This window comes from Pseudomonas sp. SCA2728.1_7, assembly GCF_018138145.1.
In the GTDB taxonomy this organism is placed as follows: Bacteria; Pseudomonadota; Gammaproteobacteria; order Pseudomonadales; family Pseudomonadaceae; genus Aquipseudomonas; species Aquipseudomonas koreensis_A.
Genome location: NZ_CP073104.1, coordinates 2,189,152 through 2,201,760, shown reverse-complemented (window position 1 = coordinate 2,201,760; position 12,609 = coordinate 2,189,152). Strand labels below are relative to the sequence as shown.

Here is a 12,609-nt window from a genome sequence, read left to right as displayed (position 1 = left end):
TTCCCCTCCTTGATGTAAAAGGAGGTGTCTGATGGCTCTGACAGATACAGCGATTAAGCAAGCCAAGCCCGCCAGCAAGCCTTATATGTTAACTGATGGGGATGGCTTATCTCTGCAGGTGCCCACGACTGGTTCGAAGCGCTGGCATTTCCGTTTCTATTGGCATGACAAGCAGTTGCGTATTTCCTTCGGCACCTATCCCGACGTGAGTCTCAAGGAGGCTCGTCGTCGGAGAGAGGCTGCACGTGCTCTGGTGGCCAACAACATCGATCCCCGATCGCATCGTCGTGCCGAGCGGCAGAAAGCCTCTCACGCCGCAAACAACACTTTTGAAGCGGTTTCTGATCGCTGGCATGAGTTCCGAAGTAAAAAACTGACGAAAAGTAAGAAGGGCAGTGCAGGGCAAGCCAGCAAATACCTGAAAAAGGACATGCTGCCGTGTTTGGGCGATCTTCCGATCGCGGATATTTCTCGTGGTGATGTGCTGGAGCTCATTAGGCGAATTGAGCGCAGAGGGGCGCTGGTCTCTGCCCGAAAAGTGCGCACCTGGCTCAACCAGATTTTTCGTTTTGCCATGGCGGAAGGGCTCGTTGATGTGAACCCAGCAGCAGATCTTGATATCGTTGCCGAGACGCCGCGGCCAGTTCGCCATAATCCCTTCCTCCAGGTAAATGAACTTCCAGGACTGCTCAGGACCGTCACCCACTATGGGTGTACAGAAGCGACACGGCTTGGTATTCGTCTATTGCTGCTGACAGGGGTGCGTACAGGAGAGCTGCGGGCGGCGATGCCAGACCAATTCGACCTCGACAAGGGAATCTGGCTGGTGCCGCCGGAGGGTGTGAAGCAACTCCGGAGTCGTGTTCGAACACAGGGGAATGAGATCCCACCTTATGTGATTCCACTGCCTACTCAAGCAATTGCAATTGTGCAGCGGCTGATGCAGTTAAGGGCGCGCGGTGCGCGCTATCTGCTGGTTCACCGATACGAACCGCAGGAAATGATCAGTGAAAATACCCTTAACACCGCGATCAGCCGGATGGGTTACAAAGGAAGGCTCACCGGTCATGGCATCAGGGCCACCATCTCAACGGCGCTCAACGAGGTTGGCTTTGTAGAAGAGTGGATTGAGGCGCAGCTTTCACACGCTGATACCAACCAAATTCGGGCTGCATACAATCATGCAGAATACGTCGAGCCGAGACGTAGGATGATGCAGTATTGGGCGGATTTATTAGATGCGCTAGAGGTCGGCGTTTCTCCACCTAGGCCCGAAGCATACATGGCGCAGAGCGGCCGACGTTCAATGGATTTTCTGGGTCAACAGCGTTGATCAACTGTGTCGGCTTACGGAAAAGCTGCCGAGGCGAAACCGTCAACGAGGGAGGCCGGAGGGTGTTCGAGTGAAGCCTTGCCCGAGGCTTTCGCAAGGTGATGTGACTAGTCAATTAAGATGGCTTGCAGCAAAGACCTTTGCCGTTCATCCTATGCGCGGTTGCCGCCGGGCGTCTTAATTTGGCGGCCCTAATGCAAAATACGCGTACCGCCGTTTCAAAGAGATTTCCATCTGCTACGGCAGTACGATTAAGGGAGGCCGGATGACCGGTGAGAACAAGGACAGCAAGCTGATCGCTGAAGCCGCCGCGGAGTTTAGCGTTGACCCGGAGGTGCTTGCAGAGCTACTTGGGTTAGCCGAAAAGTTTACAACTTTTGCAACTTACGGTGCGAAAGCCGAATTCTCTCGCCATGTTAGTCAGATTCTTGACCAGGCAGCCCTAAGGCAGAGCAAATCGTGAGCGATTCCATTGAGTTCACTTCGCTTGAAGTCGAAAACATTTTCGCATACGAAGGCCTCAGTCAAATAGATTTAAGCGGCTGCACCGCTGAACGTAACATGGTTGTTATAGCCGGACGCAATGGCGCCGGCAAAACGAGCCTGCTGAATGCCATCAAACTATTGTTTCTTGGGTCTGAAAACGAGGAGATTCGCCGGGTAGGCTTTGGCGGAATTCCATTGAGCCCAAAGCAATTTGTTCTAGGTCAGTCGGGCCGTTGGTATGGGGTATTCAATAGAGGGGCACGTGATCCCGACGATCGGGCCCGTGTAATGCTATGTTGGACCCAAGGAGCGCTGGAGGTGAAGATCGAACGCATCTTCTCCCGCGCGAATACAACCGCAGGCTTTACAGAACGGCTGAATATTAGTCGAGGTACGGCCCAATTGGGTTCTGAGGAGGCAGAGTCGTTCCTCTCTGGTTTGGCTCCCAGCGAAATTGTGCCGTTCTACTTCTTTGACGGCGAGCAGGTCCAATCGTTTGCAGATTCAGAGGAAGGGCGTGAGCGCGCTGAAATAGAGCGTTTGCTGAAGCTCTCCTTTATTGGAGATATTCTTCGCGAATTGGACGTTTATGGCAGAGCCAAACGTCGTTCTGGGTTGCCGGCAGAGGCTCAAAGCGAGGTTGTACACGCAGAGAACGACCTTCGCTCGGCAAAAGCCCAGATTGAATCACTTCAACGTTTGCGGGTGGACACCGAGGCGGAGTACTCCGATTTAGATCGTAAGCGCACACGTCTTGACGATCAACGAAACGCATTGCGCGTTGGGATTTCCGAGACAGACCGTCGCCGTATGGTCAACAGAATAGAAGTCATAGGTTCCCAGCGCGAAAAGCTAGATGCCGAGCTGTCCGAACTGCTGGCGCCAGAGGCTCCTTGGCTCACCAATCTTTCGGTGGTTCGAAACGCCTACAAGTTGTTGGATGATCAGTTTTCATCTAGCACAGACATTTCTTTGTCCACGAAGCTGCATGGGGAACTGCCCGAAGCCCTAAAAGGCAGCTTAGCCCACTTAAGTCCCCCAGTCTTGCTGACTGATTCGCAGTACGAAAATTTTTCTTTGGATGTCAGAGAGGCGCTGGTGAGGCGAGGGCTGTCGGTCGGTGCGCATGTAAGCCCGCTGCTTACTGCAGTAAGCCCTCGACAAGCAAAGGCGTTGCGTGATCGATACTTGGTATGGACAGAGCGTGGTCCAAGTTTAGTAGCCTCTCATGTCGATAAACTTCGCCTTTTGAGACAGCTTGCCCAAGAAACTGAGCAAGCGCAGCGGGATCTGGACGAGGCCGAACTAACTAGTGACGAAGCCAGGCATCAGTTTGAGTCCTTGAACAAAGTAATCTCAGATTTAGATCAGCAGATTCGTGACTTCACTGACAGGCTTGCGGAACTTAGGGTCAAGGAGCGGCAGGCTTTGGAAGCCTCAGAGCAAGCCAAACAGCGCATTCGTCAATGCGAACAAAAGTATGCCTCTGTGACAGAAGAAAACCGCGCTTATCAGTTGAGCGTGAAGGTCAAGCGAGCTCTAGAAACATACCGTGATAGGCGCAGGACTTATATCCGCCAATCGGTAGAAAACCATCTAAATGAAAGAATCGGAATCCTTTTAGCGCCTAGTCAACTTATTAAATCAGTAACTCTCGATGACTGGTTTGTAATGAAGTACTTCGACGAACAATCTGAGGAGGTTGCACGTAGAAGTATTTCTGCTGGGATGCGACAGCTTGTTGCGATGGGAATGCTTTGGGCTTTGAGGGATGAGGCTGGTCGTGATCTTCCAGTGGTAATCGATACTCCACTGGGAAGAATTGACCGAGAGAATCGAGCCTTGCTTATGAGCGAGTACTTTCCAAACGCCGGTAAGCCGCTGTTACTCCTGCCTACCAATAGCGAAATGGATGACGAGGTACTCTGCCATTTAGGTGAGCGTATTCGTCGTCGCTACGAGATTCAAAATGATGGTGGAACCCGAGCAAGGATTGTCGAGATTGATAGGATGCGCTACGACGGGATTTCAAGTTAATGATTAGCCTGTACTTCTCTGCGGACGAAAAGTCTTTCTTTGAAACCGTTTTGCGTGACGGACTACATCAACCCAGCGGTCACTACTGGTGGGTGGTTCGCTTCGCCATTGCTCAATCATTAAAGATTGGTGGGGAACCTGATGAGAGGTATAGCGCCCCGTCCGTAAAGAGAGGGGATCGTGGCAGTGAGCTTAGTATCGAGCAGATCACTGGCATGGGAAAAGCAGAAAGCCAAAATTATGATGATGCATTCAGGATTCTTTTGGGTGTAATCCACGATGAGGAACTCTTCGACAACAATCGGCGTTACGTCGAACTTATACAACGACACGCTCGACGTGGTCTCGAGTTCATGCGAGGTGCTTGGACGCCAGGTCGTAGTTTCTACGATTATCTTCTCGACGAGTTGTACGTAAGTACCGAGCGCGCCGAGGATGCCCAGGACGGCGCTGATGGCTTTAGCGCCTTGGATTTTGCAACGTTGGCGCAAGGATTGAAGCAATTGGGCGTTTCTGCTACGGCAGCCGCTGACGTTCAGGAAGGACCGCGCCTGTCGCGCTTTCAGTTGACATTGGCGGGAGTGGAGGATTACGACCGCTTGAAGCGAGGCCTCGATGATCTGGCATTTGCGGTTGGCTTGGGTAATACAGGGATCGGGCTATCCAAAGACTTCGGCGAGAGGCGTGTGATATTGGATATTCCCAGGCCAGGCGCGCTATGGCACGAAGTTGCTTGGCAGTCGATTGAAAAGGCTTTAGTCGATCGCGTTGAAGCAATGCCTGTGTCTCCTGGCGTCGACGTATTGGGGCAGCCGATTATCTTCGATCTTGCAGAAGCTCCGCATCTATTCGTCGCCGGAGCTACTGGTAGCGGCAAAAGTGTGTGTCTGAATGCTCTGCTGCTTTCCTTGGTGATTTCTGCCCGTCCCCCCGAACTTTTGATGATCGATCCAAAGGGTGTCGACTTCAGCGATTTCAACAGCTATCCCCGGCTGAGAACAGGCTCTGTTATTACGGACATGGGGCTTGGCATCGAAGCCTTGCGTGGGGTTGTAGTGGAGATGGAAGAGCGTCAGGAGCTGTTGCGCCGAAACAATGTCCGAAACATTACCGAGGCCCAGGCGCTAGGTGTTCCCATGGAACGGCTAGTAGTGGTGATCGATGAACTCGCTGACTTCATGCTGGGCCGAACAGGTGCTGAAGAGCCTCTGGTGCGTCTTGCACAGAAGGCTCGCGCAACAGGTATCCATTTGGTGTTGGCGACTCAGCGTCCCGAGGCGGCGACGTTTTCGGGGCTGCTTCGGGCCAACGTACCTGCGCGAATTGCCCTGACGGTTCAGAAAGCTACAGACTCGCGCATCATCCTCGACGAAGGCGGTGCGGAGAAGCTGCTTATGCGTGGCGACATGCTAATCAAACTTTCGGGGCGCGCTACCATGCGCGCTCACGGAGTAAAGGTCAGTCCTTCGGAGGTCAGGGCCGCATTATCGACAAGGAGTAAGTAATGGCCATGATGTTGAGACCGACCCGATTTGAATTGTTGGAATTAACTTTGTTAGACCTGGGCGCACTCCGGGGTCAAAAGTCGTTCGTATTAAGAGACGGACAGGGGTTAGCGACGAATATTTTCATGATCATGGGTACGAATGGGGCTGGTAAGACCACCGTTCTTGAATCAATTTATGCTGGCATGCGTTTGCTGGACGCGCGTGAACACGTTGGTACAGGGATTGACGACATCGATCGAAACGGTGGAGGGCTGCAGCTTGACGCTCGAGTTACACTCGATGACGGTGTGCGATCTAAGATCTATCTTCTTTCCATATTTGTAGGTCGCCCAGGTCTGCTGAAGCGTTGGACGGCAGAAGCTCTAGAGGGGGTGGGTGTTGAGCAGCAGATTTTCTTGTCGTTCAAAAATCGTCTCAATGGTCCAGGATTGGAACGGAGTGCGGAGTCTGATCCCGAAGCAATAGCCTTCGCTGAGGCGATTCTTGAACGCGCTGGCGAGCCGCCAGCCGCGCTATTTGACTCGGCCAATGGATACCCATCTGTACTTTATTTCCCATCTGATCGTGGTATCCGTAGGCCGCCGGAGGGAGAGCGGGCCGTCACGCGCCCAAGCGGTTTGTCTTATCGAGCTGCACACCGTTTTGGTGCTGATGGAGAGAGGTGGGACGCATCGATCGACAACCTTTTTGTCTGGTTTGCCTGGCTTGCCGACGGCAGGGAAGAAGAGTGCCGGGAGTTGGTCAACCGGCTGATCTTTAGAGGGGCGAAGAGACTAGGTACGGTGGATCGGCCCACATTGTACGTTCCAGTGGAGGTGGAGTCCGGTGTACACCGCATAGATCAGTTGAGCAGCGGTGAGCGCCAACTGGTGCAGCTCATCGTTCGAATTGCCAGCCATATGACCGGCTCGACAATTGTACTTATCGATGAAACCGAACAGCATCTGCATCTTGTCATGCGTCGTAGACTGATGAAGCTCATAAAGCAGTGGGCGCAGGAGCATCCGGGTCTTTCGTTTGTTCTAACCTCTCATCAGGTCGACTCATTGCGAGTCCTGGCTCCCAAACTTGTGGAGACCGGGCTTGTGAAGGGTGGTGCTCTACTCAAGCCAAAACTCAAGGTGTAGAGCATGCCTATTGAACTCCAGTCATTCGATGAGTTTGATTCCATTGAACAGATTGAGGCACATCAATCTTGCCTGATTCGAGTAGTTTTGGAGGGCAGGGATGATGTCGTTCTATTTAATCGTTTCTGGTTCGGGTCGATGATTGACTCCTTCGAGTTTGTTGAGGCGCGCAGTATCGTCGTTGGTGGTGGCTGTACGAGTGTTCAGGCGGCAGTGGATCACAGTGTTAACGTAGATGGTATTCCCACAATTGGTATTGTTGATCGCGACGTGTTTTTTCGTGAGCATAACTGGACTGCTCTATATAAATTCGAGAGCGACGAGATAACGCAACATACGGTCAATGGAAGTGTGCATATTGCCTCACGTTGGGAAATTGAGGCTTATCTACTCGACTATGATCTTCTCGGACGATGGATTGAGTCGTGTCACCGTAAGCCTCCGGGGTCGCAGCTCGAGGCTGATTCCGCGTTGGCTAGAACGCTTGCAGATTGTGGTCTTTTGCTTGAAGCAGCTCCGTTTTTTGCTGCTAGTCACCGCGCCGGCGTAAAGGTACCGCCAGGATTCATGTGTAGTGTCACTGAACCCATTGTCCGAGCTGATATCTCGCAAAGGTTGCGGGCATTGGATCAAGAGGGTCATAACGTAGCGACTGAGGTGATTGCTTTGATAAACTTGATAAAGCAGCATCTACCTGCTGATCCTACCGAGCAGTTACCAATTTACCTGCGTTATGTGGATACCAAGCGACTTTTGCAGCGCCTCACGCATACGCTTACCTTGAGAGATGAGTCGAAATGGGTGCTTTCGAGCTTTCAGGCTTCGCTAGGGCGACGACCGCAGGAGTTTGAAATGGTACTAGAACAAGCTAAATACCACCTCTCAGTTTACTAGTTTGTGGAGTCTAAAGCTGACACCCTCTTGCCATAAATTTATATGAGGAGTTTTCCATGCCCTTTCCTATGGCCTAACAAAAGGGCAGGAGCGTCTTAAAGAGCTGCTGAGAAAGACAATAAGCTTTTATGGTTACGCAGCGCTGCAATACCGTCATCGACATGCGCTGCCCAAGCTTTCATAAGGTCGCGGCTGTCCAATGTAGGGTACTTTAGTTTTAACACTAGCTCCGTTATCGAGGCGGTGTCGCCAAGCCAAGTAACTTTATCTAAAACGAGCGTGCCATCGAGCTTTTTTATTTCTCCTTTATAGAGAAAGTCTGATTCAATAGATCGAAAAAAGGCAATTCTCGCGCTGACGTTCGGAGTTAAACCTGTTTGGCTTTTAAGCCGTTTAAGGTGATCCTCTGTCTGGCGATCAAGCTGCATTCGGTTCGGTAACATTAGTGTAGGCCTCCTTCGTAAGACCAAAAGTAGCCTGGTAAAATGCGCGTGGACAAATTGCTGCTGTCAAACTCGATTTGATAGCTGTGTGACACATATGGCGAAAGATGTTTGCTGAAGTAGGTTTCTCCGACTTCGGTGTCGGTTGATAGCAAAATAACTTGATGGCTAGCAAACGGGAAGTAGTTGTCTATAAGGTTTTGACGGTGAACCGAATCCAGGCGGCCGAGTGGGGTATCAATGATTACGGGTAGTTGTCTTCCAGAGGTCTTTGCAAGTGCGTCTAAGACTGCCACAGCATAAATTTGCTTTTCGCCGGCAGAAAGCGATTTCCGGCTCAGAATGTTATTTTTTTGATCTATTAGTTCTACGTCGAAGGTATCTTGGCTTATGCGCGCTGTGATCTTTAGGTCATCCTTACGGGCCAGGCGGCTATAGGCATCAGAAAAGTTTTTTTCTAACTTTTTGACTCTGGCCCCGGTGAGCACTTTGGCATAGTCATTAAGCATTGAAATCGTTTTGGACGCGTTCGAGACTGCAGTCGTCGAGCCATGACTTGAGCGGACACTGTCGTGCAGTTTTCGGATTTTTTTCTCGCAGTCGAGTTGTTTTGTTATTGCAAGCTTAATGTTTTTTAGTAGGTGCTCGTATTCGTTTTGTGTGGTTACGCGCTTTTTATCGAGCTCTCTTATCTTTGTAAATAAGCTAAGCAGTTGTTGGTCGTCGGGTGCTCGTTCGATATTTCGCGCGCCATCTTCAAGGGCATTTTCAATTTCGGCGAGTCGATTTTTAGCTGAGTGAAATCGATCCCAAGACTGTTTTGCTTCATGAGTGATCGCGTGATTTATTATACCTGTTTCACGGTCTGATATATCCAGCAGGATCTCTATGGTAGGTTTGGATGAAAGGTAATTGCTCATTTGCGACTCCATCATATCCTTGATGGTGGTCTGTATTTCTTCAGGTGTTGATCTCAAACCTTCTTTGAATTTTTCTAAAAATAGCTCCAGCTGTTCTGAAAAGTTTCTAAAGCTCTTCGATTCACATTCACCATCTAGCTGCCGTAGCAGGTTGCTCATTGTCTTGGGGGCAAGACAGTAGGCAAGTGAGCCCTCACATTCATGTCGAATATTTCTTTCTAGTATAGCTTTCTCTTTCAAGAGTTCTTCAATTACCAATTGCTCTTGATTTTTACTCAGTGCGAAGGCGCCTCCTTGGGCTGCTAAGGTACCTTCAAGTTTGCTTATATCGCTAGCGGTAAAGTCTAGATGATTTTTTACCAAGTCGGCGGAAAAACGAAATTGCTCAACACTCAAACGAAGCCGATCGCATTCGGCCTCTATTTCGGACAGTTTGAGTTGTTCCAATTCTTCTAATTGTAGTGAGTTTTGACGCTTTAAGTATATGGTCAAGTCGGTTATTAATCGCTCGATCACATCTAAGCCTAACAGTCGTTTAACTGCTGTTTTTAAGAGTTGGCCGGAAGCATCCTCGGCTAAAGCCGATATTTTTTCACCATCAAAAAAGAACAGATCTGCAATTCCTGGTGGAATTAGCTCATTCAAAAAACCCTGGCACTGTTCGTAGTTAAGCTCGTTTAAAGGGGCGCCGTTTTGCTGTAAAGACAAGCGGTCGGCGGCGTCACGCTTCCAGCGTCTGACGACAGTGAACTCTGATTCTTCACCATCTTTATTGTATGTGAACGTTAGCTCGACGACGGCTTCAGCGGGGCGGGGAGTGCCATCCACGCCATGATTAATCAAAGTAGATATGTGGTCCAGGTAATCTCGTGTCTGATGAATCCCATCAAATGCTAGCCTGCCATGAAGCGCGAACCTTATGGCCGTTAAGATTGAGGTTTTTCCGGCACCATTTAGTCCCCCAATCAGAACAATAGGTTTCTGATGTTGGGAATCGCTTTGTGGAGCTAGGTCAATTTCATGGGTGCCATGAAAAACACGGAAATTATGGAGTACCAACTTCTTAATGATCATTGAGCAAAGTCTTCATGTCGCAAGTTTTTTGTTTTATCAATTTCAGCAATCTGTTCGGAAATCGTTTTTAAATCCTGTTCCAGGCGTAAAATGGTATCGGCATGAAGGTCCCGTTCATGTCGTTTTTGTAGTGCGGTATTGTGCTGTTCTATTACTTCAAGTGAGCCCCAGTCTTGTTTAAGGATGGTGCCGATTTTCTCAAAAATACCTTGGCGACGTCCTAAACCTTCCATGGAGATTTCGAGCTCAATTAGTTTCATGACCATCTCTGATTCTACTTCGTATGCCGAAGAAACATCATTGAGAAGTTTGGCGTCGCAAGCATCAAATCGACTCTGATCATCGATAACCCAATCTAAATCGAATCCATATACCCTGCGGTAAATTTCAGGAAGTTCATCTTTCCAGTCGGGCTCGTTCGGGTCTCTAAGCCACTGCTGGCGAATAACATGGAGTTCTGGCTCAGAAATAAGCTTTATGGTATGTCCGCCTTGGTTGATATCTCTTTCAAGCTCAAGCAGCTCTTGGAGCCAAGCTTTTCGATACTTTAACCAATAAGGTCCAGGTACATGCTTTCGTGTTTCGTGAACGTCTGCACCTTCTTTTGCGTACTGATAGGTCACTTTTCCCGTTCTCCGCTTGTAATTGCGAAAGACGTCTTTTTGATTTGGATCGCTGGTGTTTGCCAATGCATCTCTGAACTTCAAAAGCGGTAGCATCCAATCTTCGCCGTTTTGGATAAGGCTTTCCATCGCGCGGTCTTTGGTGACGACGGTACATGTCCAGCAGCCGAAGCGAGAGTTTCCACAGGAAGGAGTACTTTCGTCAATTACTAGCGGACACTCACCTTGACCAGACGAGTGCATATAAAGCGTCCAAAGCTGGCGATTGCTTCCGCCCCAAGGGTTTTCCCACTCTTCAATATCGAGACCAGCGTATCGAAAGGCTCCTCGAAGTAGCCTCCATACATCTTCAGTGTCCCAAGTATCAATCGGTGTGTAGATGAAGGCATTAGCCAAGGTGGTATGACGCGCCAGTCTCGTACCATCAATCTTATGCTTAGCGATCACCTGTGCCCGGGATGAACTTTCACTACTACGGGCACCAAGCAATACAACAACTTCCTCAAACTGACTGACTTTTCCCTTAATAAACTCACTTACTGGGTTTATCTTCATTCGTTCGGTGCACCAGCGAAAACTCCTACTAGGCGCAGGATAACCTTTGCCCAGTAGGTTAACCCAGAATGTTTCTGAAACCTTTGGTGTGACAGCGTGTTGAGTGATAGGCAGCCCATCTCGTTTGGCGCCTTTTTCTATTAACTGCATGCTCTCGAGAATAAGGTCGACCACTACTGGAGTTTCTACGAGCGTGTCCGAACATACCAAGAATACGTGTTTTTTTCGATCCTCTGGCTTTAGTCCTAGTAATGCTAAATAGACCAAGGTAATTACAGCCGAGGAATCTTTTCCGCCACTATATCCGATAATCCATGGGCGCGTATCGGAACAGTAGATACGTTGAACTTCGGCAACATAGTCTGCTAGAGGTTTGCCTGCAAAGACCTCTTTGTTAATAAATTCTTCGTAGTCAGCAAGATCGAAATTTTGATTGAGGTTGCTCATTGCGGTAAAACCTGCTGTTCCAGTACGGCTTCATCGGGCGTTAGAGGAAGCTTCAACGCCTTTTTAAGAGCGTTGCATGTTAATTGAATGGAAATTGTCGATTTGCTCAGTTTTCCATGGGACATAGTGCGACGCAGCCACTCGGGATTGGTTTTGCTCCAGTCTATACTTCTAAGATCCTGAAGTTTGTTTTTCCAGGTGTCAGGGCAAGCGAGAATTAAGTGCTTGCCGAGGAGTCCAAGTGCGTGCAAGCCAACGCCATGCGCATGAATATACTCTAAGCGCAGTTGAGTGGGTGATACTTCCTTTTTCATTGCCATTTGCCAATCTGGCATGCACTGGTATACAGCTTCCCAGTACGTTTTAGCTAAGACCGACTCTGTTTCGCTGTAGCTGTCACGGTTGCCTTTACTCAACAGGGCGCGAGTGGCCTGTTTAATACTGCTCAAGGTGAACAATTTATTGGATCTGACAGCCACACTGGATCTCTCCATCTCCGTCAGGCCAATGAACGGGCATATCGTTGTTGCCAGACTACGGGCGAGTTCTGACTCAGGATCTCTATGGTCGTATAGCGTGGCCAGTGATGGACTGGGCTTGACGGCGTATTTATTGAGGTCAGCAAACATTTGCTGACTGCGTCTAAGTCCTTCATCGACGAAAAAAAGAACCGGTATATTGTCCTGCCCTAGCTCGGGCCGTTCTTGAAGAGCTTCTTCTATGGCTTTTCGGCGATGCTGACCATCATTGATGAGGATTTGTGCGTCCATGGGAACCCTAAGGGTGCCTAAGTTATACGAGCCAGTGTGTTCCTCAAACTCCACGTCAACAGCGATCGACGCTGTTAGCGCTGAAAAGACGTAGTCCTTTGGATTATCAAGCAAATATCGTACCATTTCTGGGATTCGTGCTTTGTTGATGATGCGCTGAGCTCGCAGCTCGGGCGGAACCTCAGACTCATCAAAACTAAAAATTTTAGGAATGATCCTCAACGGGCAGGTCGCAATGTAAAAAGGCCTGCCTGCTTGCATACCCCTGACAGCGGGGAAGGAATAGCAATAATCAGCGGTAAGTGAGGTCATAGCTCATTACTATTTGCGAAAAATGTCTCCCAATTATGACGTTTTCTTAAGCGTTTTTAAACGTATTTAACGCTGTGTAT

The 12,609-nt window shown here is 49.5% G+C and carries 10 protein-coding genes; 6 read left to right on the top strand and 4 right to left on the bottom strand.

Features of this window, described 5'->3' with window-relative positions:
* Nucleotides 1-31: 31 nt before the first annotated feature.
* The 6 genes from KBP52_RS09715 (at nucleotide 32) to KBP52_RS09690 (ending at nucleotide 7,385) form a co-directional block, all read left to right on the top strand.
* Nucleotides 32-1,333 (top strand): integrase arm-type DNA-binding domain-containing protein, encoded by a 1,302-nt coding sequence (locus tag KBP52_RS09715; RefSeq protein ID WP_212622655.1) that lies wholly within the window; start codon nucleotides 32-34, stop codon nucleotides 1,331-1,333.
* A 265-nt stretch (nucleotides 1,334-1,598) separates the two neighbouring features.
* A complete protein-coding gene (locus tag KBP52_RS09710; protein WP_150760978.1) occupies nucleotides 1,599-1,796 on the top strand; it encodes a hypothetical protein in 198 nt (65 codons plus the stop codon).
* Nucleotides 1,793-3,856: an AAA family ATPase gene (locus KBP52_RS09705; RefSeq protein WP_191632518.1), complete on the top strand. Its 2,064-nt coding sequence runs from the start codon at nucleotides 1,793-1,795 to the stop codon at nucleotides 3,854-3,856. The genes KBP52_RS09710 and KBP52_RS09705 overlap by 4 nt, the downstream gene beginning before the upstream one ends.
* Nucleotides 3,856-5,361 (top strand): FtsK/SpoIIIE domain-containing protein, encoded by a 1,506-nt coding sequence (locus KBP52_RS09700; protein WP_150760980.1) that lies wholly within the window; start codon nucleotides 3,856-3,858, stop codon nucleotides 5,359-5,361. Before KBP52_RS09705 ends, KBP52_RS09700 begins: the two co-directional genes overlap by 1 nt.
* Nucleotides 5,361-6,491 (top strand): AAA family ATPase, encoded by a 1,131-nt coding sequence (locus KBP52_RS09695; RefSeq protein WP_150760981.1) that lies wholly within the window; start codon nucleotides 5,361-5,363, stop codon nucleotides 6,489-6,491. Before KBP52_RS09700 ends, KBP52_RS09695 begins: the two co-directional genes overlap by 1 nt.
* A gap of 3 nt (nucleotides 6,492-6,494) precedes the next feature.
* Nucleotides 6,495-7,385 (top strand): hypothetical protein, encoded by an 891-nt coding sequence (locus KBP52_RS09690; RefSeq protein WP_150760982.1) that lies wholly within the window; start codon nucleotides 6,495-6,497, stop codon nucleotides 7,383-7,385.
* Nucleotides 7,386-7,480: 95 nt separating this feature from the next.
* Here KBP52_RS09690 and dndE read toward each other — a convergent pair whose 3' ends face one another.
* The 4 genes from dndE to dndB are packed head-to-tail and all read right to left on the bottom strand — an operon-like array spanning nucleotide 7,481 to nucleotide 12,529.
* Nucleotides 7,481-7,828, bottom strand: a complete 348-nt coding sequence (gene dndE, locus KBP52_RS09685) for a DNA sulfur modification protein DndE (protein ID WP_212622654.1) — start codon at nucleotides 7,826-7,828, stop codon at nucleotides 7,481-7,483.
* Complete coding sequence (dndD, locus tag KBP52_RS09680) at nucleotides 7,828-9,822, bottom strand: DNA sulfur modification protein DndD (protein ID WP_212622653.1); 1,995 nt, start codon at nucleotides 9,820-9,822, stop codon at nucleotides 7,828-7,830. Before dndD ends, dndE begins: the two co-directional genes overlap by 1 nt.
* Complete coding sequence (dndC, locus tag KBP52_RS09675; RefSeq protein ID WP_212622652.1) at nucleotides 9,819-11,447, bottom strand: DNA phosphorothioation system sulfurtransferase DndC; 1,629 nt, start codon at nucleotides 11,445-11,447, stop codon at nucleotides 9,819-9,821. The genes dndD and dndC overlap by 4 nt, the downstream gene beginning before the upstream one ends.
* The gene (gene dndB, locus KBP52_RS09670) at nucleotides 11,444-12,529 is read right to left on the bottom strand and encodes a DNA sulfur modification protein DndB (RefSeq protein WP_150760986.1); all 1,086 of its coding nucleotides are present in this window, start codon (nucleotides 12,527-12,529) and stop codon (nucleotides 11,444-11,446) included. The genes dndC and dndB overlap by 4 nt, the downstream gene beginning before the upstream one ends.
* Between the last annotated feature and the right edge of the window lie 80 nt (nucleotides 12,530-12,609).